Raw genomic sequence first — 26,662 nt, 5'->3', positions numbered from 1 at the left:
AATGCCACCTTATATCTGGAAAATTAATTCACGGAATAACGCTTTTTCATAATCGACTGCATGATGAAAGAGTTAGAAAATCTAAACTAAATCAGTGTATTGGTAGCTAAAAAGCCAGGGGCGGTAGCGTGTCTGGATGCCTGAAAGACCAGTCTGAATTATTCTGTCAATAGCCTGCGGATGAAATCAATTTTTTTAGGACTGATGCCAGTTAAATTTTTATTCAATTAACTGCAAGGTAAATGTGCATGGCGACATTGCTATTAATAGTGCACAGGATAATTACTCTGCCAAAGTGATAAATAAACAATGATGAAATCCAAAATGAAATTGATGCCATTATTGGTGTCAGTAACCTTGATAAGCGGTTGCACAGTACTTCCGGGCAGCAATATGTCGACGATGGGTAAAGACGTCATCAAACAGCAGGATGCTGATTTCGATCTCGACAAAATGGTGAATGTTTATCCGCTGACCCCGCGCCTGATTGATCAATTACGCCCACGCCCGAACGTCGCGCGCCCCAATATGACGCTGGAAAGCGAGATTGCCAATTATCAATATCGTGTCGGGCCGGGCGACGTTCTTAATGTCACCGTCTGGGATCACCCGGAACTCACCACGCCAGCTGGTCAGTACCGCAGCTCCAGCGACACCGGCAACTGGGTACAGCCTGACGGCACCATGTTCTACCCGTATATCGGCAAGGTTCACGTAGTGGGGAAAACGCTCGCTGAAATCCGCAGTGATATTACCGGGCGCTTAGCGACGTACATCGCTGACCCGCAGGTGGACGTTAATATCGCCGCCTTCCGCTCGCAAAAAGCGTATATCTCAGGTCAGGTGAATAAATCCGGTCAACAGGCGATCACCAACGTACCATTGACCATTCTCGACGCCATTAACGCCGCAGGTGGCCTGACCGATACCGCTGACTGGCGCAACGTGGTGCTAACACACAATGGTCGTGAAGAACGCATTTCTTTGCAGGCGCTGATGCAAAACGGCGACCTCAATCAGAACCGACTGCTTTATCCTGGCGATATTCTCTACGTGCCGCGTAATGATGATCTGAAAGTATTTGTGATGGGTGAAGTGAAAAAACAGAGCACCCTGAAAATGGACTTTAGCGGTATGACCCTGACTGAAGCCCTGGGCAATGCTGAAGGCATCGACATGACCACCTCCAACGCCAGCGGCATCTTTGTCATTCGTCCGCTGAAAGGCGAGGGTGGGCGTAACGGCAAGATCGCCAATATCTACCAACTGGATATGTCCGATGCCACGTCGCTGGTGATGGCGACAGAATTCCGCCTGCAGCCTTATGACGTGGTGTATGTCACCACCGCCCCGGTTTCCCGCTGGAACCGTCTGATCAATCAGTTGCTGCCAACTATTAGCGGTGTCCGTTACATGACGGATACAGCCAGCGACATTCATAACTGGTAATCGTCATGTTTAACAACATCTTAGTTGTCTGTGTCGGCAATATTTGCCGTTCCCCGACGGCGGAACGCTTACTGCAACGTTATCACCCGGAGCTGAAAGTGGAGTCCGCTGGACTCGGCGCGCTGGTTGGTAAGGGCGCTGATCCTACCGCTATCAGCGTCGCCGCAGAACATCAACTGTCTCTGGAAGGTCACTGTGCCCGTCAAATCAGCCGCAGCCTGTGTCGCAACTACGACCTGATTTTGACCATGGAAAAGCGCCATATCGAACGCTTATGCGAGATGGCACCTGAGATGCGCGGCAAAGTGATGCTGTTTGGTCACTGGGATAACGAATGTGAAATCCCCGATCCGTATCGCAAAAGCCGGGAAACGTTTGCAGCGGTGTACACATTACTTGAACGGTCTGCCCGCCAGTGGGCGCAGGCATTGAACGCAGAGCAGGTATAACAATGACAGAAAAAGTAAAACAACATGCCGCTCCGGTAACGGGCAGTGATGAAATCGATATTGGTCGCCTGGTCGGCACCGTCATTGAAGCGCGCTGGTGGGTAATTGGCATCACCGCCGTATTCGCCCTCTGTGCCGTGATTTACACCTTCTTCGCTACGCCGATATACAGCGCCGACGCACTGGTACAAATTGAGCAAAGCAGCGGCAATTCGTTAGTGCAGGATATCGGCTCTGCGTTAGCCAACAAGCCGCCAGCATCGGACGCTGAGATCCAGTTGATTCGCTCGCGTCTGGTGCTCGGTAAAACGGTGGACGATCTTGACCTCGATATTGCGGTGAGCAAAAACACGTTCCCGATTTTCGGTGCGGGCTGGGATCGCCTGATGGGACGTCAGAACGAGACAGTAAAAGTGACCACCTTTAACCGTCCAAAAGAGATGGTGGATCAGGTGTTTACGCTTAATGTGCTTGATGACAAAAACTACACCCTGAGCAGTGATGGCGGCTTTAGCGCCCGTGGGCAAGCGGGCCAGATGCTGAAAAAAGAAGGCGTCACGCTGATGGTTGAAGCCATTCACGCCAGCCCGGGCAGTGAGTTTACCGTCACTAAATACTCCACGCTGGGGATGATCAATCAACTGCAAAACAGCCTGACGGTAACAGAGAATGGCAAAGACGCTGGCGTACTGAGCCTGACTTATACCGGTGAAGATCGCGAACAGATCCGCGACATTCTTAACAGTATCGCCCGTAACTATCAGGAACAAAATATTGAGCGCAAATCGGCGGAAGCGTCGAAAAGCCTCGCCTTCCTCGCGCAACAGTTACCAGAAGTACGCAGCCGCCTTGATGTTGCTGAAAACAAACTGAATGCCTTCCGTCAGGATAAAGATTCTGTTGATCTGCCGCTGGAAGCGAAAGCGGTGCTCGATTCGATGGTGAACATCGACGCGCAGTTGAACGAACTGACCTTTAAAGAGGCGGAAATCTCCAAGCTGTACACCAAAGTTCACCCGGCGTACCGCACGCTGCTGGAGAAACGTCAGGCGCTGGAAGAAGAGAAAGCCAAACTTAATGGTCGCGTAACGGCGATGCCGAAAACCCAGCAGGAAATTGTCCGTCTGACCCGCGATGTCGAGTCTGGTCAACAGGTCTATATGCAACTGCTGAATAAAGAGCAGGAGCTGAAAATCACCGAAGCCAGCACCGTCGGCGATGTGCGTATTGTTGACTCGGCAATCACCCAGCCTGGCGTGCTGAAACCGAAGAAAGGGCTGATTATTCTCGGCGCAATCATCCTCGGCCTGATGCTTTCTATTGTGGGTGTGCTGCTGCGCTCGTTGTTCAATCGCGGCATTGAAAGCCCGCAGGTGCTGGAAGAACACGGCATCAGCGTCTATGCCAGCATCCCGCTGTCGGAATGGCAAAAAGCGCGCGATAGCGTCAAAACCATCAAAGGGGTTAAACGCTATAAACAGAGCCAGCTACTGGCGGTGGGGAATCCAACCGATCTGGCGATTGAAGCCATCCGTAGTCTGCGTACCAGTTTGCACTTCGCGATGATGCAGGCACAGAACAATGTGTTGATGATGACGGGGGTTAGCCCGTCAATCGGTAAAACCTTTGTCTGCGCCAACCTGGCGGCGGTCATTAGCCAGACCAATAAACGGGTGTTGTTGATCGACTGTGATATGCGCAAAGGCTACACCCACGAGCTGTTGGGCACCAATAATGTCAATGGCCTGTCGGAAATTCTGATTGGTCAGGGCGACATTACTACCGCTGCTAAACCGACCTCTATTGCCAAATTTGACCTGATCCCGCGCGGTCAGGTACCGCCAAATCCTTCTGAACTGTTGATGAGCGAACGCTTTGCCGAACTGGTGAACTGGGCGAGTAAAAACTACGACCTGGTGTTGATTGATACGCCGCCGATTCTGGCAGTGACCGATGCGGCAATTGTTGGTCGTCATGTCGGAACCACATTAATGGTGGCGCGTTATGCGGTCAACACCTTGAAAGAAGTGGAAACCAGTCTGAGCCGCTTTGAGCAAAACGGAATTCCGGTGAAAGGGGTGATTCTTAACTCCATCTTCCGCCGCGCCAGCGCGTATCAGGATTATGGCTATTACGAATACGAATATAAGTCGGATGCGAAATAACGAGATCCGCTGTCGGATGCGATGCTGACGCATCTTATCCGACCTACGTTCACGCCGCATCCGGCAACAGAACCTGTAAACCAGCTTATAAACCGGCAGAACATCTCGATACTCCGGGAGAACAACCTATGAAAGACAATCCGCTGATCTCAATCTATATGCCGACCTGGAACCGCCAACAACTGGCGATTCGGGCGATAAAATCGGTCCTGCGCCAGGACTACAGCAACTGGGAGATGATCATCGTGGATGATTGCTCCACCTCCTGGGAACAACTGCAACAGTACGTCACCGCCCTCAACGACTCGCGTATTACGTACATTCACAACGACATTAACAGCGGGGCGTGTGCGGTACGTAACCAGGCGATTATGCTGGCACAAGGGGAATACATCACCGGGATCGATGACGATGATGAATGGACACCCAACCGCCTGAGCGTCTTCCTCGCCCATAAACAGCAACTGGTCACACATGCGTTCTTGTACGCCAACGACTACGTTTGCCAGGGGGAAGTCTATTCCCAACCGGCAAGCTTGCCGCTGTATCCCAAATCGCCGTATTCACGCCGCCTGTTCTACAAACGCAATATCATTGGTAATCAGGTATTTAGCTGGGCGTGGCGTTTCAAAGAGTGCTTGTTCGATACCGAACTGAAAGCGGCACAGGATTACGACATCTTCCTGCGAATGGTGGTGGAGTACGGCGAACCGTGGAAAGTGGAAGAGGCGACGCAGATCCTGCATATCAATCACGGCGAAATGCAGATCACCTCGTCACCGAAAAAATTCTCCGGGTACTTCCACTTTTATCGTAAGCACAAAGACAAATTCGACCGCGCCAGCAAAAAATATCAGTTGTTTACCCTCTACCAGATCCGCAATAAACGCATGACATGGCGCACTTTGTTGACGTTGCTGTCGGTGCGTAACGGCAAACGTCTGGCTGATGGAATTCGGGGGCGCTAAAGATGCTGGAAGATCTGCGCGCCAACAGCTGGAGTTTACGCCCGTGCTGCATGGTTCTTGCCTATCGCGTTGCTCATTTTTGTTCAGTGTGGCGCAAAAAAAACGTCCTCAACAATCTGTGGGCGGCCCCGCTGTTGGTGCTGTATCGCATTATCACCGAATGCTTTTTCGGTTATGAAATCCAGGCCGCCGCGACCATTGGCCGACGCTTTACTATCCATCACGGCTATGCCGTAGTGATCAATAAAAACGTGGTCGCGGGGGATGATTTCACCATTCGCCACGGCGTCACTATCGGCAATCGTGGTGCCGATAACATGGCATGTCCACACATTGGCAACGGCGTCGAACTTGGTGCCAACGTCATTATCCTTGGCGATATCACGATTGGTAACAACGTCACCGTGGGGGCGGGCAGCGTGGTGCTCGACGCAATCCCGGACAACGCGCTGGTGGTGGGAGAAAAAGCGCGAGTGAAGGTAATTAAATGAATATTCTGCAATTTAATGTGCGACTGGCGGAAGGCGGGGCGGCAGGTGTGGCGTTAGATCTCCACCAGCGCGCGCTGCAACAGGGGCTGGCGTCACATTTTGTCTACGGCTACGGCAAAGGCGGCAAAGAGAGCGTCAGCCATCAGAACTATCCGCAGGTCATCAAACATACGCCGCGGATGACCGCGATGGCGAACATTGCCCTGTTTCGTCTGTTTAATCGCGATCTGTTCGGCAATTTCAATGAGTTATATCGCACCATTACTCGCACACCGGGACCGGTAGTCCTGCATTTTCATGTGCTGCACAGCTACTGGTTGAATCTTAAGAGCGTGGTGCGCTTTTGCGAAAAGGTGAAAAACCACAAACCGGATATCACTTTGGTCTGGACGCTGCACGATCACTGGAGCGTTACCGGACGCTGCGCCTTTACCGACGGATGCGAAGGCTGGAAAACGGGCTGTCAAAAATGCCCGACCTTAAATAACTATCCGCCGGTGAAGATTGATCGCGCGCATCAGCTGGTGGCGGGCAAACGGCAGTTATTTCGCGAGATGCTGGCGCTGGGCTGTCAGTTTATTTCCCCCAGCCAGCATGTAGCTGATGCTTTCAATAGCCTGTACGGTCCAGGGCGTTGTCGGATTATCAATAACGGTATTGATATGGCAACCGAAGCGATTCTGGCGGACCTGCCTCCGGTGCGTGAAACCCAGGGCAAGCCGAAAATCGCGGTGGTGGCGCATGACCTGCGTTACGACGGCAAAACTAACCAGCAACTGGTGCGCGAGATGATGGCGCTGGGTGACAAAATAGAACTGCATACCTTTGGTAAGTTCTCGCCGTTCACCGCTGGTAACGTGGTTAATCACGGCTTTGAAACTGACAAGCGCAAGTTGATGAGCGCGCTTAATCAGATGGATGCGCTGGTGTTCAGTTCTCGCGTCGATAACTACCCGCTGATTTTGTGTGAGGCGTTATCAATTGGTGTGCCGGTGATTGCCACCCATAGCGATGCGGCGCGGGAAGTGCTGCAAAAATCCGGCGGTAAAACCGTCAGCGAAGAAGAGGTGCTGCAACTGGTGCAGTTAAGCAAACCGGAAATCGCGCAGGCGATATTTGGTACCACGCTGGCTGAGTTCAGCCAGCGCAGCCGCGCCGCCTACAGTGGACAACAGATGCTGGAGGAGTATGTCAACTTCTATCAGAATCTGTAGCTACCTGCTGCTGCCGCTGATTTACCTGCTGGTTAACGTCAAAATCGCCCAGCTTGGCGAAAGTTTCCCCATCACCATCGTCACTTTTTTACCTGTCTTGTTACTGCTGTTTTTAGAGCGCATCAGCGTTAAAAAATTGATGATTGCCTTAGGGATTGGTGCGGGACTCACGGCGTTTAACTACTTGTTTGGTCAGTCGTTGGATGCCAGTAAATACGTCACTTCAACCATGCTGTTTGTCTATATTGTGATCATTATTGGCATGGTGTGGAGTATTCGCTTTAAAACGATTTCGCCACACAACCATCGCAAGATATTACGTTTCTTTTATCTGGTGGTGGGGCTGGTGGTGGCGCTGGCGGCGGTGGAGATGGCGCAAATTATCCTCACTGGCGGCAGCAGTATTATGGAGTCGATTTCGAAATATCTGATTTACAGCAACAGTTATGTGCTGAATTTCATTAAATTCGGCGGCAAGCGCACGACAGCACTTTATTTCGAACCGGCATTTTTCGCTCTGGCATTAATCTCAATTTGGCTCAGCATTAAACAGTTTGGTATCAAAACGCCTAAAACCGATGCTATGATTCTCGCAGGGATAATATTATCCGGATCGTTTTCAGGGGTTATGACCTTTATCCTGTTTTATTTGTTGGAGTGGGCGTTTCAATATCTGAACAAAGAGGCGATTAAGAAAAAGTTACCGTTAGCATTGATTTCTCTGGCTGTATTCCTGGTTGGTGTGGTAATCGCGTTTCCTTATATTTCCACCCGCTTGGGCGATTTAGGTACGGAAGGATCGTCATCGTATTATCGCATTGTCGGTCCACTGGTGATGGTCGGTTATTCTTTGAGCCATATTGACGGTGTAGTCAGATTTGGCTCACTTTATGAATATGTCGCATCATTCGGAATATTTAACGGTGCGGATGTCGGAAAAACCATAGACAATGGTTTGTATCTGCTGATTATTTATTTTTCCTGGTTCGCAGTGCTTTTATCACTGTGGTACATGGGGAAAGTGATAAAAATGATGATCAACGCTTTTGGTGATAATCGCAATTTTCGTGTGCAGCTCTATCTTTTTACTCCGGTGTCGCTGTTTTTTACCGGTTCGATATTTAGCCCGGAATATGCATTTTTAATCGTCTGTCCATTTATTTTGCGAAAAGCGTTAAATATACACCCTAAATAATTCGAGTTGCAGGAAGTTGGTGACGCAGCGAATCCCCAGGAGCGTGCACGAGTACGTGACTGGGGTGAGCGAGGAAAACCAACGCACATGCAGCTTGAAGTATGACGGGTATTACGAGGTAAGAACATGTTGCTTAGCATAATCACCGTTGCGTTTCGTAACCTCGAAGGGATAGTCAAAACACACGCCTCGCTGGCGCATCTGGCGCAGGCTGACGATATCAGCTTCGAATGGATAGTTGTCGATGGCGGTTCCAATGACGGCACCCGTGAGTATCTGGAAAATCTCAATGGTATCTATAACCTACGCTTTGTCAGTGAACCAGATAAGGGCATCTACGACGCCATGAACAAAGGCATTGCGATGGCACAAGGCAAGTTTGCGCTGTTTCTCAACTCGGGCGATATTTTTCATCAGGATGCCGCAAATTTTGTCCGTAAGTTAAAAATGCAAAAAGATAACGTGATGATCACCGGCGATGCGCTGCTGGATTTTGGCGACGGGCATAAAATTAAACGTCGCGCTAAACCTGGCTGGTATATTTATCACAGCCTGCCCGCCAGCCATCAGGCGATATTTTTCCCGGTATCCGGCTTGAAAAAATGGCGTTATGATCTGGAATATAAAGTTTCTTCCGATTACGCGCTGGCGGCCAAAATGTATAAAGCAGGTTATGCATTTAAAAAACTCAATGGCCTGGTGTCTGAATTTTCTATGGGTGGGGTATCTACCACCAATAATATGGAATTGTGCGCGGACGCGAAAAAAGTCCAACGGCAAATATTACATGTGCCTGGCTTCTGGGCTGAATTATCCTGGCATTTACGCCAGCGCACGACGGGTAAGACTAAAGCCTTATATAACAAAGTCTGAATATAAGGAATACCAATGCAAGATTTAAGCGGTTTCTCGGTGCCGAAAGGGTTCCGGGGCGGCAACGCTATTAAAGTGCAATTGTGGTGGGCAGTACAGGCAACAATATTTGCCTGGTCGCCACAAGTATTGTATCGCTGGCGGGCATTTTTATTACGTTTATTCGGCGCAAAAATAGGAAAAAACGTAGTTATTCGTCCGTCAGTAAAAATTACCTATCCGTGGAAATTAACCTTAGGTGATTACGCGTGGGTCGGCGATGAGGTCAATTTATATACCCTCGGTGAAATAACCATTGGCGCACATTCGGTGATATCGCAAAAAAGTTATTTATGCACCGGGAGCCACGACCATGCAAGTCGACATTTCACCATAAACGCCACGCCCATTGTGATTGGCGAGAAATGCTGGCTGGCAACCGATGTTTTTGTTGCTCCTGGCGTCACGATCGGCGACGGCACCGTCGTGGGTGCGCGAAGCAGTGTTTTTAAATCGCTTCCGGCAAATAGAGTTTGCCGGGGGAATCCCGCAGTGGTGATACGCGAACGCGTTGAAACTGAATAAATTCAAAAAATACAGAGGAATAAGACATGTCAAAAGTCGCTCTCATCACCGGTGTAACCGGACAAGACGGTTCTTACCTGGCAGAGTTTCTGCTGGAAAAAGGTTACGAGGTGCATGGTATTAAGCGTCGTGCATCGTCATTCAACACCGAGCGCGTGGATCACATTTATCAGGATCCGCATACCTGTAACCCGAAATTCCATCTGCATTATGGCGACCTGAGTGATACCTCCAACCTGACGCGCATTTTGCGTGAAGTGCAGCCGGATGAAGTGTACAACCTGGGGGCAATGAGCCACGTTGCGGTTTCTTTTGAGTCACCGGAATATACCGCAGACGTTGATGCGATGGGCACACTGCGTCTGCTGGAGGCGATCCGCTTCCTTGGTCTGGAAAAGAAAACCCGTTTCTATCAGGCTTCCACTTCTGAACTGTACGGTCTGGTGCAGGAAATTCCGCAGAAAGAAACCACGCCGTTCTATCCGCGATCTCCATATGCGGTCGCCAAGCTGTATGCCTACTGGATCACCGTTAACTACCGCGAATCCTACGGCATGTACGCCTGTAACGGCATTCTCTTCAACCATGAATCCCCGCGCCGCGGCGAAACCTTCGTGACCCGCAAAATTACCCGCGCAATCGCCAACATCGCCCAGGGGCTGGAGTCGTGCCTGTACCTCGGCAATATGGACTCCCTGCGTGACTGGGGCCATGCCAAAGACTACGTAAAAATGCAGTGGATGATGCTGCAACAGGAACAGCCAGAAGATTTCGTTATTGCCACCGGCGTTCAGTACTCCGTGCGTCAGTTCGTGGAAATGGCGGCAGCACAGCTGGGCATCAAACTGCGCTTTGAAGGCACGGGCGTTGAAGAGAAGGGCATTGTGGTTTCCGTCACCGGGCATGACGCGCCGGGCGTTAAACCGGGCGATGTGATTATCGCCGTTGACCCGCGTTACTTCCGTCCTGCTGAAGTAGAAACGCTGCTCGGCGACCCGACCAAAGCGCACGAAAAACTGGGCTGGAAACCGGAAATCACCCTCAGAGAGATGGTATCTGAAATGGTGGCTAATGACCTCGAAGCGGCGAAAAAACACTCTCTGCTGAAATCTCACGGCTACGACGTGGCGATCGCGCTGGAGTCATAAGCATGAGTAAACAACGTATTTTTATCGCTGGCCATCGCGGGATGGTCGGTTCTGCCATCAAGCGACAGCTCGAACAGCGCGGTGATGTGGAACTGGTATTACGCACCCGCGACGAACTGAACCTGCTGGACAGCCGCGCGGTGCATGATTTCTTTGCCAGCGAGCGCATTGACCAGGTCTATCTGGCGGCGGCGAAAGTGGGCGGGATTGTCGCCAACAACACGTATCCGGCGGATTTCATCTACCAGAATATGATGATTGAGAGCAACATCATTCACGCTGCGCATCAGAACGACGTGAACAAACTGCTGTTTCTCGGATCGTCCTGCATCTACCCAAAACTGGCAAAACAGCCGATGGCAGAAGGCGAGCTGTTACAGGGCACGCTGGAGCCGACCAACGAGCCATACGCCATTGCCAAAATCGCCGGGATCAAACTGTGCGAATCTTACAACCGCCAGTATGGACGCGATTACCGCTCTGTCATGCCGACCAACCTGTACGGGCCGCACGACAACTTCCATCCAAGTAATTCGCATGTGATCCCCGCATTGCTGCGCCGCTTCCACGAGGCGACGGCACAGAATGCACCGGACGTGGTGGTGTGGGGCAGCGGTACGCCGATGCGCGAATTTCTGCACGTCGATGATATGGCGGCGGCAAGCATTCATGTCATGGAGCTGGCGCACGAAGTCTGGCTGGAAAACACCCAGCCGATGCTGTCGCACATTAACGTCGGCACGGGCGTTGACTGCACTATCCGCGAGCTGGCGCAAACCATCGCCAAAGTGGTGGGTTACAAAGGCCGGGTGGTTTTTGATGCCAGTAAACCGGATGGCACACCGCGCAAACTGCTGGATGTGACGCGCCTGCATCAGCTTGGCTGGTATCACGAAATCTCACTGGAAGCGGGGCTTGCCAGCACTTACCAGTGGTTCCTTGAGAATCAAGACCGCTTTCGGGGGTAATGATGTTTTTACGTCAGGAAGACTTTGCCACGGTAGTGCGCTCCACACCGCTTGTCTCTCTCGACTTTATTGTCGAGAACAGTCGCGGCGAGTTTCTGCTTGGCAAAAGAACCAACCGCCCGGCGCAGGGTTACTGGTTTGTGCCGGGAGGGCGCGTGCAGAAGGACGAAACGCTGGAAGCCGCATTTGAGCGGCTGACGATGGCGGAACTGGGGCTGCGTCTGCCGATAACAGCGGGTCAGTTTTACGGTGTCTGGCAGCACTTTTATGACGATAACTTCTCCGGCTCGGATTTTACCACGCACTATGTGGTGCTCGGTTTTCGCATCAGAGTAGCGGAAGAAGAGCTGTTACTGCCGGATGAGCAACATGACGATTACCGCTGGCTGACGCCGGACGCGTTGCTCGCCAGTGACAATGTTCACGCTAACAGCCGCGCCTATTTTCTCGCTGAGAAGCGTGCCGGAGTACCCGGATTATGAAAATACTGGTCTACGGCATTAACTACTCGCCGGAGTTAACCGGCATCGGCAAATATACCGGCGAGATGGTGGAATGGCTGGCAGCACAAGGTCATGAGGTGCGGGTAATTACCGCACCGCCTTACTACCCGCAGTGGCAGGTGGGCGAGAAATATTCCGCCTGGCGGTACAAACGAGAAGAGGGGGCCGCTACGGTGTGGCGCTGCCCGCTGTATGTGCCAAAACAGCCGAGCACCCTGAAACGCCTGTTGCATCTCGGCAGTTTTGCCGTCAGCAGTTTTTTCCCGTTGATGGCGCAACGTCGCTGGAAGCCGGATCGCATTATCGGCGTAGTACCAACGCTGTTTTGCACGCCGGGAATGCGCCTGCTGGCGAAACTCTCTGGTGCGCGTACTGTGCTGCATATTCAGGATTACGAAGTGGATGCCATGCTGGGGCTGGGCCTTGCCGGAAAAGGTAAAGCCGGCAAAGTGGCACAGCTGGCGACAGCCTTCGAACGTAGCGGACTGCATAACGTCGATAACGTCTCCACGATTTCGCGTTCGATGATGAATAAAGCTGTCGAAAAAGGTGTGGCGGCGGAAAACGTCATCTTCTTCCCCAACTGGTCGGAAATTGCTCGTTTTCAGCATGTCGCAGACGCCGATGTTGCTGCCCTTCGTAACCAACTTGGCCTGCCGGATAACAAAAAAATCATTCTTTACTCCGGCAATATTGGTGAAAAGCAGGGGCTGGAAAACGTTATTGAAGCTGCCGATCGCCTGCGCGATGAACCGCTGATTTTTGCCATTGTCGGGCAGGGCGGCGGCAAAGCGCGGCTGGAAAAAATGGCGCAGCAGCGCGGACTGCGCAATATGCAATTTTTCCCGCTGCAATCGTATGACGCTTTACCCGCACTGCTGAAGATGGGCGATTGCCATCTGGTGGTGCAAAAACGCGGTGCGGCAGATGCCGTATTGCCGTCGAAACTGACCAATATTCTGGCGGTAGGCGGTAACGCGGTGATTACCGCAGAAGCCCACACAGAACTGTGGCAGCTTTGCGAAACCTTTCCGGGCATTGCGGTTTGCGTAGAACCGGAATCGGTCGAGGCGCTGGTGGAGGGGATTCGTCAGGCGCTCCTGCTGCCCAAACACAACACGGTGGCACGTGAATATGCCGAACGCACGCTCGATAAAGAGAACGTGTTACGTCAATTTATACATGATATTCGGGGATAATTATGTCGCAGTCGAAACTCTATCCAGTTGTGATGGCAGGTGGCTCCGGTAGCCGCTTATGGCCGCTTTCCCGCGTACTTTATCCCAAGCAGTTTTTATGCCTGAAAGGCGATCTTACCATGCTGCAAACCACCATCTGCCGCCTGAACGGCGTGGAGTGCGAAAGCCCGGTGGTGATTTGCAATGAGCAGCACCGCTTTATTGTCGCGGAACAGCTGCGTCAACTGAACAAACTCACCGAGAACATTATTCTCGAACCGGCAGGGCGTAACACTGCACCTGCCATTGCGTTGGCGGCGCTGGCGGCAGAACGTCATAGCCCGGACAGCGATCCGTTAATGTTGGTCCTGGCGGCAGATCATGTGATTGCCGACGAAGACGCGTTCCGCGCCGCCGTGCGTAATGCCATGCCGTATGCCGAAGCGGGCAAGCTGGTGACCTTCGGCATTGTGCCGGATCTACCTGAAACCGGATATGGCTATATTCGTCGCGGTGAAGTGTCGGCGGGTGAGCAGGATACGGTGGCCTTTGAAGTGGCGCAGTTTGTCGAAAAACCGAATCTGGAAACCGCTCAGGCCTATGTGGCAAGCGGCGAATATTACTGGAACAGCGGCATGTTCCTGTTCCGCGCCGGACGTTATCTCGAAGAACTGAAAAAATATCGCCCGGATATTCTCGACGCCTGCGAAAAAGCGATGAGCGCCGTCGATCCGGATCTCGATTTTATTCGCGTGGATGAAGAAGCGTTTCTCGCCTGCCCGGAAGAGTCGGTGGATTACGCGGTCATGGAACGTACGGCAGATGCCGTTGTGGTGCCGATGGATGCGGGCTGGAGCGATGTCGGTTCCTGGTCCTCTTTATGGGAGATCAGCGCCCACACCGCGGAAGGCAACGTTTGCCACGGCGATGTGATTAATCACAAAACCGAAAACAGCTACGTGTATGCCGAATCTGGCCTGGTCACCACCGTCGGGGTAAAAGATCTGGTAGTGGTGCAGACCAAAGACGCGGTGCTGATTGCCGACCGTAACGCGGTGCAGGATGTGAAAAAAGTGGTCGAGCAGATCAAAGCCGATGGTCGCCATGAGCATCGGGTGCATCGCGAAGTGTATCGCCCGTGGGGCAAATATGACTCTATCGACGCGGGCGACCGCTACCAGGTGAAACGCATCACCGTGAAACCGGGCGAGGGCTTGTCGGTACAGATGCACCATCACCGCGCGGAACATTGGGTAGTGGTCGCGGGAACGGCAAAAGTCACCATTGACGGTGATATCAAACTGCTTGGTGAAAACGAGTCCATTTATATTCCGCTGGGGGCAAAACACTGCCTGGAAAACCCCGGGAAAATTCCCCTCGATTTAATTGAAGTGCGCTCCGGCTCTTATCTCGAAGAGGATGATGTGGTGCGCTTCGCGGATCGCTACGGACGGGTGTAGTAGTTGAATAATCAACCGGAATAAATCTCCGGTAAATAACGACAAAAACAAAATTGGCCGTTTCGGTCAGGGCCAATTATTGCCTGAAAAAGGGTAACGATATGAAAAAATTAACCTGCTTTAAAGCCTATGATATTCGCGGAAAATTAGGCGAAGAACTGAATGAAGATATCGCCTGGCGTATTGGGCGTGCTTATGGCGAATTTCTCAAACCGAAAACCATTGTGTTAGGCGGTGACGTCCGTCTCACCAGCGAAACCTTAAAACTGGCGCTGGCAAAAGGGTTACAGGATGCGGGCGTTGACGTGCTGGATATCGGCATGTCCGGCACCGAAGAGATCTATTTCGCCACGTTCCATCTCGGCGTGGATGGCGGCATCGAAGTTACCGCCAGCCATAATCCGATGGATTACAACGGCATGAAACTGGTGCGCGAAGGGGCTCGCCCGATCAGCGGTGATACCGGACTGCGCGACGTCCAGCGTCTGGCAGAAGCCAACGATTTTCCTCCCGTCGATGAAACCAAACGCGGTCGCTATCAGCAAATCAACCTGCGCGACGCTTACGTTGATCATCTGTTCGGTTATATCAACGTCAAAAACCTTACGCCGCTCAAGCTGGTGATCAACTCCGGGAACGGTGCGGCGGGTCCGGTGGTGGACGCCATCGAAGCCCGCTTTAAAGCCCTCGGCGCACCCGTGGAATTGATCAAAGTACACAACACGCCGGACGGCAATTTCCCCAACGGTATTCCTAATCCATTGCTGCCGGAATGCCGCGACGATACCCGCAATGCGGTCATTAAACACGGCGCGGATATGGGTATTGCCTTTGATGGCGATTTTGACCGCTGTTTCCTGTTTGACGAAAAAGGACAGTTTATCGAGGGCTACTACATTGTCGGCCTGCTGGCAGAAGCGTTCCTCGAAAAAAATCCCGGCGCGAAGATCATCCACGATCCACGTCTTTCCTGGAACACCGTTGATGTAGTGACTGCCGCAGGCGGCACCCCGGTGATGTCAAAAACCGGACACGCCTTTATTAAAGAACGTATGCGCAAGGAAGACGCCATCTATGGTGGCGAAATGAGCGCCCACCATTACTTCCGTGATTTCGCTTACTGCGACAGCGGCATGATCCCGTGGCTGCTGGTCGCCGAACTGGTGTGCATGAAAGGGAAAACGCTGGGCGAACTGGTGCGCGACCGCATGGCGGCATTCCCGGCAAGCGGTGAGATCAACAGCAAACTGGCGCACCCCGGTGAGGCGATTAATCGCGTCGAACAGCATTTTAGCCGCGAGGCGCTGGCGGTGGATCGCACCGATGGTATCAGCATGACCTTTGCCGACTGGCGCTTTAACCTGCGCTCCTCCAACACCGAACCGGTGGTACGCCTGAATGTGGAATCGCGCGGTGATGTGCCGCTGATGGAAGCGCGAACGCGAACTCTGCTGACGTTGCTGAACGAGTAATGTCGGATCTTCCCTTACCCCATTGCGGGTAAGGGGCTAATAACAGGAACAACGATGACAAATCTAAAAAAGCGCGAGCGAGCGAAAACCAATGCATCGTTAATCTCTATGGTGCAACGCTTTTCAGATATCACCATCATGTTTGCCGGGCTATGGCTGGTTTGCGAAGTCAGCGGACTGTCATTCCTCTACATGCACCTGTTGGTGGCGCTGATTACGCTGGTGGTGTTCCAGATGTTGGGCGGCATCACCGATTTTTATCGCTCATGGCGAGGTGTTCGGGCAACGACAGAATTTGCCCTGCTGCTGCAAAACTGGACCTTAAGCGTGATTTTTAGCGCCGGACTGGTGGCGTTCAACAATGATTTCGACACGCAACTGAAAATCTGGCTGGCGTGGTATGGGCTGACCAGCATCGGGTTGGTGGCGTGTCGTTCGTGTATTCGCATTGGTGCGGGCTGGTTGCGTAATCATGGCTATAACAAGCGTATGGTTGCCGTGGCGGGGGATTTAGCTGCCGGGCAAATGCTGATGGAGAGCTTCCGTAATCAGCCGTGGTTAGGGTTTGAAGTGGTGGGCGTTTACCACGACCCAAAACCGGGCGGCGTTTCTAACGACTGGGCGGGCAATCTGCAACAGCTGGTCGAGGATGCAAAAGCGGGCAAGATTCACAACGTCTATATCGCGATGCAAATGTGCGACGGCGCACGAGTGAAAAAACTGGTCCATCAACTGGCGGACACCACCTGTTCGGTGCTGCTGATCCCCGACGTCTTTACCTTCAACATTCTCCATTCACGCCTCGAAGAGATGAACGGCGTTCCGGTGGTGCCGCTGTACGACACGCCACTTTCCGGGGTTAACCGCCTGATAAAACGTGCGGAAGACATTGTGCTGGCAACGCTGATCTTGCTGCTGATCTCCCCGGTGCTGTGCTGTATTGCGCTGGCGGTGAAATTCAGTTCACCAGGGCCGGTTATTTTCCGCCAGACTCGCTACGGCATGGATGGCAAGCCGATCAAAGTGTGGAAGTTCCGTTCCATGAAAGTGATGGAGAACGACAAAGTAGTGACCCAGGCGACGCAGAACGATCCGCGCGTCACCAAAGTGGGGAACTTTCTGCGCCGCACCTCGCTGGATGAATTGCCGCAGTTTATCAATGTGCTGACCGGGGGGATGTCGATTGTGGGGCCACGTCCGCACGCGGTGGCGCATAACGAACAATATCGCCAGCTCATTGAAGGCTACATGCTGCGCCACAAAGTGAAACCGGGCATTACCGGTTGGGCGCAGATTAACGGCTGGCGCGGCGAAACCGACACGCTCGAGAAAATGGAAAAACGCGTCGAGTTCGACCTTGAGTACATCCGCGAATGGAGCGTCTGGTTCGATATCAAAATCGTTTTCCTGACGGTATTCAAAGGCTTCGTTAACAAAGCGGCATATTGATATGAGCTTACGTGAAAAAACCATCAGCGGCGCGAAGTGGTCGGCGATTGCCACAGTAATCATCATCGGCCTCGGGCTGGTGCAGATGACCGTGCTGGCGCGGATTATCGACAACCACCAGTTCGGTTTGCTTACCGTTTCGCTGGTGATTATCGCGCTGGCAGATACGCTTTCTGACTTCGGTATCGCTAACTCGATTATTCAGCGAAAAGAAATCAGCCATCTTGAACTCACCACGCTGTACTGGCTGAACGTCGGGCTGGGGCTTGTGGTGTGTGTGGCGGTGTTTTTGTTGAGTGATGCCATTGGCGACGTGCTGAATAACCCGGACCTGGCACCGTTGATTAAAACATTGTCGCTGGCGTTTGTGGTGATCCCCCACGGGCAACAGTTCCGCGCGTTGATGCAAAAGGAGCTGGAGTTCAACAAAATCGGCATGATCGAAACCAGCGCGGTGCTGGCGGGCTTTACTTTTACGGTGGTTAGCGCCCATTTCTGGCCGCTGGCGATGACCGCGATCCTCGGTTATCTGGTCAATAGTGCGGTGAGAACGCTGCTGTTTGGCTACTTTGGCCGCAAAATTTATCGCCCCGGTCTACATTTCTCGCTGGCGTCGGTGGCACCGAACTTACGCTTTGGTGCCTGGCTGACGGCGGACAGCATCATCAACTATCTCAACTCCAACCTTTCAACGCTGGTGCTGGCGCGTATTCTCGGTGCGGGCGTAGCAGGGGGGTACAACCTGGCGTACAACGTGGCCGTTGTGCCGCCGATGAAACTGAACCCGATCATCACCCGCGTGTTGTTTCCGGCGTTTGCCAAAATTCAGGACGACACCGAAAAGCTGCGCGTTAACTTCTACAAGCTGCTGTCGGTGGTGGGGATTATCAATTTTCCGGCGCTGCTGGGGCTGATGGTGGTGTCGAATAACTTTGTACCGCTGGTCTTTGGTGAGAAGTGGAACAGCATTATTCCGGTGCTGCAATTGCTGTGTGTGGTGGGTCTGCTGCGTTCGGTGGGTAACCCGATTGGTTCGCTGCTGATGGCGAAAGCGCGGGTGGATATCAGCTTTAAATTCAATGTATTCAAAACCTTTCTGTTTATTCCGGCGATTGTTATTGGCGGGCAGATGGCGGGTGCAATCGGCGTCACGCTTGGTTTCCTGCTGGTGCAGATTATCAACACCATTCTGAGTTATTTCGTGATGATTAAACCGGTGCTCGGTTCCAGTTATCGCCAGTACATCCTGAGTTTATGGCTGCCGTTTTATCTCTCGCTGCCGACGCTGGTGGTTAGTTATGCGCTGGGCATTGTGCTGAAAGGGCAACTGGTGCTGGGGATGCTGCTGGCGGTGCAAATTATCGCAGGCGTGCTGGCGTTTGTGGTGATGATCGTGTTGTCGCGCCATCCGCTGGTGGTGGAAGTGAAGCGTCAGTTTTGTCGCAGCGAAAAAATGAAAATGCTTTTACGGGCGGGGTGAATAGTTGTTTTCGGTTCCGGCAACGAACACAACAAACACAGCCTCACCTGGCATCAAATTTATGAGGAAAAAATGAAATTACTGATTCTGGGCAACCACACTTGCGGCAATCGCGGCGACAGTGCCATCTTGCGCGGCTTACTTGATGCCATCAATATCCTCAATCCACACGCCGAAGTGGACGTAATGAGCCGGTATCCGGTCAGTTCTTCCTGGCTGCTCAACCGTCCGGTAATGGGCGATCCGCTGTTCCTGCAAATGAAACAACACAACAGCGCGGCGGGTGTTGTCGGGCGCGTAAAAAAAGTCCTCCGTCGCCGCTATCAACACCAGGTACTGCTCTCACGCGTTACCGATACTGGCAAGCTGCGTAATATCGCCATCGCCCAGGGATTCACCGACTTTGTGCGCCTGCTGTCAGGTTACGATGCCATTATCCAGGTCGGCGGTTCGTTTTTTGTTGATCTCTACGGCGTGCCGCAGTTTGAACACGCGCTTTGCACTTTCATGGCGAAAAAGCCGCTGTTTATGATTGGTCACAGCGTCGGCCCGTTCCAGGATGAGCAATTTAACCAACTGGCAAACTACGTATTCGGGCACTGCGACGCGCTGATCCTGCGCGAATCGGTCAGCCTGGATCTAATGAAACGCAGCAATATCACTACCGCAAAAGTTGAACATGGCGTCGATACCGCGTGGCTGGTCGATCACCACACCGAAGACTTCACCGCCAGCTATGCTGTTCAACACTGGCTGGACGTAGCCGCACAGCAGAAAACGGTGGCCATTACCCTGCGCGAACTGGCACCGTTCGACAAACGTCTCGGTACCACTCAACAAGCGTATGAAAAAGCCTTTGCCGGGGTGGTCAATCGCATTCTCGATGAAGGGTATCAGGTGATTGCGCTCTCCACCTGTACGGGCATCGACAGCTATAACAAAGACGACCGCATGGTGGCGCTCAACCTGCGTCAGCACATCAGCGATCCTGCCCGTTATCACGTGGTGATGGATGAACTCAACGATCTGGAAATGGGCAAAATCCTCGGTACCTGTGAACTCACCGTCGGTACGCGCCTGCACTCTGCCATTATCTCGATGAATTTCTCCACTCCGGCAATTGCCATCAACTACGAACATAAATCCGCCGGGATTATGCAGCAGCTGGGGCTGCAAGAGATGGCGATTGATATTCGCCATTTACTGGACGGCAGCCTGCAAGCGATGGTTGCGGATACCTTAGGCCAGCTTCCGGAGCTGAATACACGACTTAACGAAGCCGTCAGTCGCGAGCGCCAGGCAGGAATGCAGATGGTGCAATCTGTGCTTGAGCGCATCGGGGAGGCGAAATGAAGGTCGGCTTCTTTTTACTGAAATTTCCGCTGTCGTCGGAAACCTTCGTTCTCAACCAAATCACTGCGTTTATTGATATGGGCTTTGAGGTGGAGATTGTCGCGCTGCAAAAAGGCGATACGCAAAACACCCACGCGGCATGGACGAAATATACCCTTGCCGCCAGAACTCGCTGGTTACAGGACGAACCACAAGGCAAAGTGGCGAAACTGCGCCACCGCGCCAGCCAGACCTTACGCGGCATTCATCGTAAAAATACCTGGCAGGCGCTCAACCTCAAACGCTATGGTGCTGAGTCGCGGAACCTGATTTTGTCTGCCATTTGCGGCCAGGTCGCAACACCGTTTCATGCTGATGTGTTTATCGCACATTTTGGCCCAGCGGGGGTAACCGCAGCAAAACTACGGGAACTGGGTGTCATTCGCGGCAAAATCGCCACTATCTTCCACGGTATTGATATCTCCAGTCGGGAAGTGCTCAACCATTACACTCCCGAATATCAACAACTGTTTCGCCGTGGCGACCTGATGTTACCGATTAGCGATCTGTGGGCCGGAAGGCTGCAAAAAATGGGCTGCCCGAGGGAAAAAATTGCCGTATCGCGCATGGGTGTAGACATGACGCGCTTTAGCCCGCGTCCGGTGAAAGCGCCCGCAACACCGCTGGAAATCATTTCCGTCGCACGCTTAACCGAGAAAAAAGGCCTGCATGTGGCGATCGAAGCCTGCCGTCAGTTGAAAGAGCAGGGCGTGGCATTTCGCTATCGCATCCTCGGCATTGGCCCGTGGGAACGACGCCTGCGCACCCTCATCGAACAATATCAACTGGAAGATGTGGTAGAGATGCCGGGCTTTAAACCGAGCCACGAAGTGAAGGCGATGCTCGACGACGCGGATGTCTTTCTGTTGCCATCGGTAACGGGTGCTGACGGCGATATGGAAGGCATTCCGGTGGCGCTGATGGAAGCGATGGCGGTCGGCATTCCGGTGGTTTCTACTCTGCATAGCGGAATACCGGAACTGGTGGAGGCCGATAAATCCGGCTGGCTGGTGCCTGAGAACGATGCTCGCGCACTGGCGCAACGACTGGCGGCGTTTAGCCAACTGGACACCGACGAACTTACTACGGTTGTCAAACGTGCGCGCGAAAAAGTCGAACACGATTTTAACCAGCAGGTGATTAACCGAGAACTCGCCAGCTTGTTGCAGGCTTTATAGAGGAGAACGCATGCCATTTAAAAAACTCTCCCGACGCACCTTCCTGACGGCAAGCTCGGTGCTTGCCTTCCTCCATACCCCTTTCGCCCGTGCAATTCCCGCTCAACAAAGCGTTAACATTAACGACTACAATCCACATGACTGGATCGCTTCATTTAAACAAGCCTTCAGCGAAGGGCAAACGGTCGTCGTGCCTGGCGGATTGGTTTGCGACAATATCAACACCGGCATCTTCATCCCCCCTGGCAAAACGTTACACATCCTGGGAAGCCTGCGCGGCAACGGCAGAGGGCGATTTGTCTTACAGGACGGCAGCCAGGTGACAGGGGAGAAGGGCGGCAGTATGCATAACATCACCCTGGATGTGCGCGGCTCTGACTGCACCATTAAAGGGCTGGCCATGAGCGGCTTTGGCCCGGTAACGCAGATTTATATTGGCGGCAAAAACAAACGCGTCATGCGCAACCTGACCATCGATAACCTCACCGTTAGCCATGCTAACTACGCTATCTTACGGCAGGGATTTCATAATCAGATTATTGGTGCCAACATCACCAACTGTAAGTTCAGCGACTTACAGGGCGACGCTATTGAATGGAACGTGGCGATTAACGACAGTGATATTTTGATATCCGACCATCTCATTGAGCGCATTAACTGTACCAACGGCAAAATCAACTGGGGCATCGGCATAGGCCTTGCGGGAAGTACCTACGATAATAATTATCCGGAAAACCAGGCAGTGAAAAACTTTGTCGTTGCGAATATCACGGGATCAGATTGTCGGCAACTGATCCATGTTGAAAATGGTAAACATTTTGTTATTCGTAATATCAAAGCCCGCAATATCACGCCGGATTTCAGTAAGAAAGCAGGCATTGATAACGCGACAGTTGCTATTTACGGTTGTGACAATTTCGTGATTGATAATATTGAAATGATTAATAGCGCCGGGATGTTAATCGGTTATGGGGTAATTAAAGGCAAATATCTCTCGATACCGCAGAATTTCCGAGTGAATAATATTCAACTGGATAATACCCACCTTGCTTACAAATTGCGCGGCATCCAAATCTCCGCCGGGAATGCCGTCTCCTTTGTGGCACTGACTAACATTGAGATGAAGCGTGCCTCGCTGGAGCTTCACAATAAACCGCAACACCTTTTTATGCGCAATATCAAGGTGATGCAGGAATCCTCTGTTGGACCTGCATTGAGCATGAACTTCGACATGCGCAAAGACGTTCGTGGCGTGTTTATGGCGAAAAAAGAAACACTGCTGTCTCTTGCAAATGTTCATGCGGTGAATGAAAGAGGGCAAAGCTCCGTCGATATCGACAGGATTAATCACCATATTGTTAATGTGGAAAAGATTAACTTTAGATTGCCGGAACGGAGGGAGTAGATTTGCGACCATTCCTGGAAAAATGGAGCCATACTTAGGAACAATGCTACTGCAATCCACAACGAAGCGGCGTAACATCACAAGTAATTCAGTAATCAATTCAGGGTAATTGATGCTGGCGAAAAAAATCGAACAAGCTATAATTCAGCAACCATTTTACAGGTGGATGAAATAATGACGAATTTAAAAGCAGTTATTCCTGTAGCGGGTCTTGGGATGCATATGTTGCCTGCCACTAAGGCGATTCCCAAAGAGATGCTACCGATCGTCGACAAGCCAATGATTCAGTACATTGTTGACGAGATTGTGGCTGCAGGGATCAAAGAAATCCTCCTGGTAACTCACGCGTCCAAGAACGCGGTCGAAAACCACTTCGACACCTCTTATGAATTAGAATCTCTCCTTGAACAGCGCGTGAAGCGTCAACTGCTGGCGGAAGTGCAGTCTATCTGTCCGCCGGGCGTGACCATTATGAACGTGCGTCAGGGCGAACCTTTAGGTTTAGGCCACTCCATTTTGTGTGCACGACCCGCCATTGGTGACAACCCATTTGTTGTGGTATTGCCGGACGTTGTGATCGACGACGCCAGTGCCGACCCGCTGCGCTACAACCTTGCTGCCATGATTGCGCGCTTCAACGAAACGGGCCGCAGCCAGGTGCTGGCAAAACGTATGCCGGGTGACCTCTCTGAATACTCCGTCATCCAGACCAAAGAGCCGCTGGACCGCGAAGGTAAAGTCAGCCGCATTGTTGAATTTATCGAAAAACCGGATCAGCCACAGACGCTGGACTCAGACATCATGGCCGTAGGTCGCTATGTGCTTTCTGCCGATATTTGGCCGGAACTTGAACGAACTCAACCTGGCGCATGGGGACGTATTCAACTGACTGATGCCATTGCTGAACTGGCGAAAAAACAGTCCGTTGATGCCATGCTGATGACTGGTGACAGCTACGACTGCGGTAAAAAAATGGGTTATATGCAGGCATTTGTGAAGTATGGACTACGCAACCTGAAAGAAGGGCCAAAGTTCCGTAAGAGCATTGAGAAGTTGCTCGGGGAATAGATCCAAGCCAATGTAACAATAATTTAGATAAATAGCGGCAGCTAACATCCCGGCGTCTATGCTTTAAACAAAGGAATGTTACTGTCGTTTTTCTTTTTAAAACAAAGAATAACAACGAGTTAACCTACTAAGTTTAATCTATTTTTTGTTGGATTTATCCTTGTTTCTGACAGCATTTGGTAAGACAATTGGCGTTTGAATTTAAGATAGCTTTGCGATAGCTAGCGGGGCGGAGTACATCTTTGGCATTTTGCTAGTGCACTGGTAGCTGTTAAGCCAGGGGCGGTAGCGTGGTAAGATTGTGTTTATATGATGCGTTCTCAAAATAAGAAATAATAATCCTGACTATCTTTATACTATTGATAATATCTGAAATAAACTTAAGAGCAAACATGAAAGTAATTGTAAATAATTTTTTTGATGGTATTTTGAAAAGAGGAATACCGATCTATACTTCTGAACTTGTGCAAAAGTTAAGAGACAATAATGTTCAGGTTATTTATGTTGCATGTCCAAAAGCATTCCATAAGCTGCCTTCATGGTTTCTGAATGTTCTTTTTATAATAGTAGAGCAGCTTTTAATACCAATTATGGGTATATTTTATAGAACTAAGTATAATATATATCCCTATAATAGTAGTTCCATCATTGACTTGTTATTAGGTAAGGCAATTGTTATAATTCATGACTTCATTAGTCTTAAGAAAAATAAACGAAACCTTGCTGCCATTTATGTGAAAGTCTGTATTTATTTTTCATCTTTTTTAGCAAAGAAAGTAATATTTATTTCTCAAAGCACTCAGCGAGTATCTAAGAGAATATCGCTATTTAAGCGTATAGAATCTATCCTGCTCCCAAATCCATTTTTCTCATTTGAGAAAATTGCTAATGTTACCGAAATAAAAGATCTTGGATATTTACTTCTAGTTTCAGGTTTAGGGGATAATAAGGATCTAGGCACAGCTCTGGACTATTATTTTTCAATCCCAAGGGAAGAAAGAATACCATTAAAAATATTAGGTTGTGGGAATGGTATTAGCAAGGTTAACGACTTAATTGATGGGCGGGATACAGATAAAGAAATTGAAATTATTGGTTTTGTTTCTTTAGAGGAAGTCGTCAAACTATATTGTAATTCTAAAATTGTTTGGGCTCATTCGCTTGCCGAGGGGTATGGCAGGACTTTAGCTGAAGCAAAACTCACATGCAAAAATGTTATATGCACACGGATCTCTGCTTTCCGCGAACAAAAGGATTCGAATATTTTCTTTTATACTTACTATTCTGAGTATTATGAAGTCTATTCATACTTGGTAGATAATTCACCCAGTGTCGAAAGGAAAGCTCTGCATGAACATATTTTATTTGAAAATGAATTGAGAAAGATTTATGAGTAATATTGATATAAATAAGAAACAGATATTAGTTTTGACTCCACGGTTCCCATTTCCTGTCATTGGTGGGGATCGATTACGTATCTATAAGATCTGTAAAGAACTGTCTAAGCATTATGATCTTACGTTGCTGAGTCTGTGTGATAAACGCGAAGAGCTCAACTATGAATATGATCGTGAAGTTTTTAGTAGTGTTCACAGAGTATATCTTTCAAAGAAAAAATCTGTTTTAAATGTCATATTCTCTTTGTTTTCAAATACACCCCTACAGATTGGGTATTATAAATCTAAAGAATTTGAAGATAAACTTAAGCAGTTATTACCTGAACATTCTGCAACTCTTTCACATTTGATAAGGGTTGGTGATTATGTGAAAGAGAATAAAGATATAAATTTTTTAGAGATGACCGATGCCATTTCACTTAATTATAAACGAGTAAAGGAAAAAGCATCTTTATTGAGTTTAAAAACATTTGTATATTCTTTTGAACAAAAAAGACTCGAACGATATGAGCGAACTATAAATAACAAGTTCAGCTTGACTACTTTGGTATCACAGGTTGACTCCGATTATTTATATCCAGAGCGTCCGAATAATGTATTAGTTTGTGGAAATGGTGTTGATGCCGTTAGCTTACCTTTTTCAGAACGAAAAATAGCTAAAGATAAAAAGATAACCCTTGTATTTATAGGTAATTTATATTCTTTGCAAAATATGGATGGTGTGAGATGGTTCACCAAGGAAGTTTTACCATTTCTGAACAAGCATGGTAATTTTGAATTTAAGGTCATCGGACGTATTACAGATAAAGATAAGAGTTGGTTAGAAAGCCAGCCTGGCGTTGTTGTCACAGGTGAAGTTGATAGCATAACTTATGCAGCAGCTGATGGGCATATTGGTGTGTGTCCTATTAGATTAGGGGCAGGTATCCAAAATAAGGTACTTGAATATATGGCGTTGGGATTACCTTGTATATCTTCTACTGTAGGCTTTGAAGGCTTGGGAGCAGAGGAGGGTAAGGAGATTTATGTTGCCAATACAAAAGAAGAATATTTACGTGTATTAAATTATTTTATAACAAATCTGGATAAATATACCGAAACAGCATTAGTTGCGAAAAAGTTTATCGATGAGAATTTTTCATGGGAAGCTAAATTGAGCCCATATATCCAGAAAATTAAGGAGTCTGTTAAATAAA

General features: G+C 50.3%; 23 protein-coding genes. All 23 read left to right on the top strand.

Annotation, left to right across the window (positions count from 1 at the left end; all coding sequences use genetic code 11):
• Positions 1-309 precede the first annotated feature (309 nt).
• The 23 genes from wza to BEB42_RS13570 all read left to right on the top strand — a co-directional run bounded on the left by wza (position 310) and on the right by BEB42_RS13570 (position 26,661).
• Complete coding sequence (wza, locus tag BEB42_RS13680) at positions 310-1,449, top strand: polysaccharide export protein Wza (protein ID WP_000978094.1); 1,140 nt, start codon at positions 310-312, stop codon at positions 1,447-1,449.
• A 5-nt stretch (positions 1,450-1,454) separates the two neighbouring features.
• Positions 1,455-1,898, top strand: a complete 444-nt coding sequence (gene wzb, locus BEB42_RS13675) for a low molecular weight protein-tyrosine-phosphatase Wzb (RefSeq protein WP_000482918.1) — start codon at positions 1,455-1,457, stop codon at positions 1,896-1,898.
• Positions 1,899-1,900: 2 nt separating this feature from the next.
• On the top strand, positions 1,901-4,063 hold the full coding sequence (wzc, locus tag BEB42_RS13670) for a tyrosine-protein kinase Wzc (protein ID WP_000137096.1): 2,163 nt from the start codon (positions 1,901-1,903) through the stop codon (positions 4,061-4,063).
• A 128-nt stretch (positions 4,064-4,191) separates the two neighbouring features.
• Positions 4,192-5,031 (top strand): colanic acid biosynthesis glycosyltransferase WcaA, encoded by an 840-nt coding sequence (gene wcaA / locus BEB42_RS13665; protein WP_000654512.1) that lies wholly within the window; start codon positions 4,192-4,194, stop codon positions 5,029-5,031.
• A gap of 2 nt (positions 5,032-5,033) precedes the next feature.
• Positions 5,034-5,522, top strand: coding sequence for a colanic acid biosynthesis acetyltransferase WcaB (wcaB, locus tag BEB42_RS13660; protein WP_000888735.1), 489 nt, complete (start codon positions 5,034-5,036; stop codon positions 5,520-5,522).
• Positions 5,519-6,736, top strand: coding sequence for a colanic acid biosynthesis glycosyltransferase WcaC (gene wcaC, locus BEB42_RS13655; protein ID WP_001023889.1), 1,218 nt, complete (start codon positions 5,519-5,521; stop codon positions 6,734-6,736). Before wcaB ends, wcaC begins: the two co-directional genes overlap by 4 nt.
• Positions 6,711-7,931 (top strand): colanic acid polymerase WcaD, encoded by a 1,221-nt coding sequence (gene wcaD / locus BEB42_RS13650; RefSeq protein WP_000107805.1) that lies wholly within the window; start codon positions 6,711-6,713, stop codon positions 7,929-7,931. The genes wcaC and wcaD overlap by 26 nt, the downstream gene beginning before the upstream one ends.
• Positions 7,932-8,057: 126 nt before the next feature.
• Positions 8,058-8,804, top strand: a complete 747-nt coding sequence (wcaE, locus tag BEB42_RS13645; protein WP_000927033.1) for a colanic acid biosynthesis glycosyltransferase WcaE — start codon at positions 8,058-8,060, stop codon at positions 8,802-8,804.
• Positions 8,805-8,819: 15 nt separating this feature from the next.
• Positions 8,820-9,368, top strand: a complete 549-nt coding sequence (gene wcaF / locus BEB42_RS13640) for a colanic acid biosynthesis acetyltransferase WcaF (protein WP_001153564.1) — start codon at positions 8,820-8,822, stop codon at positions 9,366-9,368.
• Between the two features lie 26 nt (positions 9,369-9,394).
• Positions 9,395-10,516 carry a GDP-mannose 4,6-dehydratase gene (gmd, locus tag BEB42_RS13635; RefSeq protein ID WP_000048190.1) on the top strand — a complete coding sequence of 374 codons (1,122 nt, stop codon included), beginning with the start codon at positions 9,395-9,397 and terminating at the stop codon, positions 10,514-10,516.
• Positions 10,517-10,518: 2 nt separating this feature from the next.
• Positions 10,519-11,484: a GDP-L-fucose synthase gene (gene fcl / locus BEB42_RS13630; RefSeq protein WP_000043585.1), complete on the top strand. Its 966-nt coding sequence runs from the start codon at positions 10,519-10,521 to the stop codon at positions 11,482-11,484.
• Positions 11,485-11,486: 2 nt separating this feature from the next.
• The gene (gene gmm, locus BEB42_RS13625; protein WP_000479832.1) at positions 11,487-11,966 is read left to right on the top strand and encodes a GDP-mannose mannosyl hydrolase; all 480 of its coding nucleotides are present in this window, start codon (positions 11,487-11,489) and stop codon (positions 11,964-11,966) included.
• The gene (wcaI, locus tag BEB42_RS13620) at positions 11,963-13,186 is read left to right on the top strand and encodes a colanic acid biosynthesis fucosyltransferase WcaI (protein WP_000699667.1); all 1,224 of its coding nucleotides are present in this window, start codon (positions 11,963-11,965) and stop codon (positions 13,184-13,186) included. Before gmm ends, wcaI begins: the two co-directional genes overlap by 4 nt.
• Positions 13,187-13,188: 2 nt before the next feature.
• Positions 13,189-14,625: a mannose-1-phosphate guanyltransferase gene (gene cpsB / locus BEB42_RS13615; RefSeq protein ID WP_000083412.1), complete on the top strand. Its 1,437-nt coding sequence runs from the start codon at positions 13,189-13,191 to the stop codon at positions 14,623-14,625.
• Between the two features lie 101 nt (positions 14,626-14,726).
• Entirely contained in the window at positions 14,727-16,097 is a 1,371-nt protein-coding gene (gene cpsG, locus BEB42_RS13610; protein ID WP_074496868.1) for a colanic acid biosynthesis phosphomannomutase CpsG, read from the top strand.
• A 54-nt stretch (positions 16,098-16,151) separates the two neighbouring features.
• On the top strand, positions 16,152-17,546 hold the full coding sequence (wcaJ, locus tag BEB42_RS13605; RefSeq protein ID WP_000183148.1) for an undecaprenyl-phosphate glucose phosphotransferase: 1,395 nt from the start codon (positions 16,152-16,154) through the stop codon (positions 17,544-17,546).
• A 1-nt stretch (position 17,547) separates the two neighbouring features.
• The gene (gene wzxC, locus BEB42_RS13600) at positions 17,548-19,026 is read left to right on the top strand and encodes a colanic acid undecaprenyl disphosphate flippase WzxC (RefSeq protein ID WP_000058455.1); all 1,479 of its coding nucleotides are present in this window, start codon (positions 17,548-17,550) and stop codon (positions 19,024-19,026) included.
• Positions 19,027-19,098: 72 nt separating this feature from the next.
• Complete coding sequence (gene wcaK / locus BEB42_RS13595) at positions 19,099-20,379, top strand: colanic acid biosynthesis pyruvyl transferase WcaK (RefSeq protein ID WP_000770818.1); 1,281 nt, start codon at positions 19,099-19,101, stop codon at positions 20,377-20,379.
• A complete protein-coding gene (wcaL, locus tag BEB42_RS13590) occupies positions 20,376-21,596 on the top strand; it encodes a colanic acid biosynthesis glycosyltransferase WcaL (RefSeq protein ID WP_000862699.1) in 1,221 nt (406 codons plus the stop codon). The genes wcaK and wcaL overlap by 4 nt, the downstream gene beginning before the upstream one ends.
• 10 nt (positions 21,597-21,606) lie before the next feature.
• The gene (wcaM, locus tag BEB42_RS13585) at positions 21,607-23,001 is read left to right on the top strand and encodes a colanic acid biosynthesis protein WcaM (RefSeq protein WP_001116064.1); all 1,395 of its coding nucleotides are present in this window, start codon (positions 21,607-21,609) and stop codon (positions 22,999-23,001) included.
• Positions 23,002-23,175: 174 nt separating this feature from the next.
• The gene (gene galF, locus BEB42_RS13580) at positions 23,176-24,069 is read left to right on the top strand and encodes a UTP--glucose-1-phosphate uridylyltransferase GalF (protein WP_000183065.1); all 894 of its coding nucleotides are present in this window, start codon (positions 23,176-23,178) and stop codon (positions 24,067-24,069) included.
• Positions 24,070-24,461: 392 nt separating this feature from the next.
• A complete protein-coding gene (locus tag BEB42_RS13575; protein WP_000864847.1) occupies positions 24,462-25,466 on the top strand; it encodes a glycosyltransferase in 1,005 nt (334 codons plus the stop codon).
• Complete coding sequence (locus BEB42_RS13570; RefSeq protein ID WP_000065082.1) at positions 25,459-26,661, top strand: glycosyltransferase family 4 protein; 1,203 nt, start codon at positions 25,459-25,461, stop codon at positions 26,659-26,661. Before BEB42_RS13575 ends, BEB42_RS13570 begins: the two co-directional genes overlap by 8 nt.
• Position 26,662: the final 1 nt, after the last annotated feature.

It is taken from the genome of Escherichia sp. MOD1-EC5990 (assembly GCF_002965285.1).
Lineage (GTDB): Bacteria > Pseudomonadota > Gammaproteobacteria > Enterobacterales > Enterobacteriaceae > Escherichia > Escherichia coli_F.
Note: the sequence above shows the minus strand (reverse complement) of the source record. Positions and strands in the feature narration are given on the sequence as shown.

Coding starts and splice junctions, on each gene's coding strand:
- cpsB (WP_000083412.1), top strand. CDS start 13,189: ATGTCGCAGTCGAAACTCTATCCAGTTGTGATGGCAGGTGGCTCCGGT.
- BEB42_RS13575 (WP_000864847.1), top strand. CDS start 24,462: ATGAAAGTAATTGTAAATAATTTTTTTGATGGTATTTTGAAAAGAGGA.
- wzc (WP_000137096.1), top strand. CDS start 1,901: ATGACAGAAAAAGTAAAACAACATGCCGCTCCGGTAACGGGCAGTGAT.
- wzxC (WP_000058455.1), top strand. CDS start 17,548: ATGAGCTTACGTGAAAAAACCATCAGCGGCGCGAAGTGGTCGGCGATT.
- BEB42_RS13570 (WP_000065082.1), top strand. CDS start 25,459: ATGAGTAATATTGATATAAATAAGAAACAGATATTAGTTTTGACTCCA.
- wcaA (WP_000654512.1), top strand. CDS start 4,192: ATGAAAGACAATCCGCTGATCTCAATCTATATGCCGACCTGGAACCGC.
- wcaE (WP_000927033.1), top strand. CDS start 8,058: ATGTTGCTTAGCATAATCACCGTTGCGTTTCGTAACCTCGAAGGGATA.
- wcaJ (WP_000183148.1), top strand. CDS start 16,152: ATGACAAATCTAAAAAAGCGCGAGCGAGCGAAAACCAATGCATCGTTA.
- gmd (WP_000048190.1), top strand. CDS start 9,395: ATGTCAAAAGTCGCTCTCATCACCGGTGTAACCGGACAAGACGGTTCT.
- wcaD (WP_000107805.1), top strand. CDS start 6,711: ATGTCAACTTCTATCAGAATCTGTAGCTACCTGCTGCTGCCGCTGATT.
- wcaK (WP_000770818.1), top strand. CDS start 19,099: ATGAAATTACTGATTCTGGGCAACCACACTTGCGGCAATCGCGGCGAC.
- wcaF (WP_001153564.1), top strand. CDS start 8,820: ATGCAAGATTTAAGCGGTTTCTCGGTGCCGAAAGGGTTCCGGGGCGGC.
- gmm (WP_000479832.1), top strand. CDS start 11,487: ATGTTTTTACGTCAGGAAGACTTTGCCACGGTAGTGCGCTCCACACCG.
- wcaB (WP_000888735.1), top strand. CDS start 5,034: ATGCTGGAAGATCTGCGCGCCAACAGCTGGAGTTTACGCCCGTGCTGC.
- cpsG (WP_074496868.1), top strand. CDS start 14,727: ATGAAAAAATTAACCTGCTTTAAAGCCTATGATATTCGCGGAAAATTA.
- galF (WP_000183065.1), top strand. CDS start 23,176: ATGACGAATTTAAAAGCAGTTATTCCTGTAGCGGGTCTTGGGATGCAT.
- wcaM (WP_001116064.1), top strand. CDS start 21,607: ATGCCATTTAAAAAACTCTCCCGACGCACCTTCCTGACGGCAAGCTCG.
- wcaC (WP_001023889.1), top strand. CDS start 5,519: ATGAATATTCTGCAATTTAATGTGCGACTGGCGGAAGGCGGGGCGGCA.
- wza (WP_000978094.1), top strand. CDS start 310: ATGATGAAATCCAAAATGAAATTGATGCCATTATTGGTGTCAGTAACC.
- fcl (WP_000043585.1), top strand. CDS start 10,519: ATGAGTAAACAACGTATTTTTATCGCTGGCCATCGCGGGATGGTCGGT.
- wzb (WP_000482918.1), top strand. CDS start 1,455: ATGTTTAACAACATCTTAGTTGTCTGTGTCGGCAATATTTGCCGTTCC.
- wcaI (WP_000699667.1), top strand. CDS start 11,963: ATGAAAATACTGGTCTACGGCATTAACTACTCGCCGGAGTTAACCGGC.
- wcaL (WP_000862699.1), top strand. CDS start 20,376: ATGAAGGTCGGCTTCTTTTTACTGAAATTTCCGCTGTCGTCGGAAACC.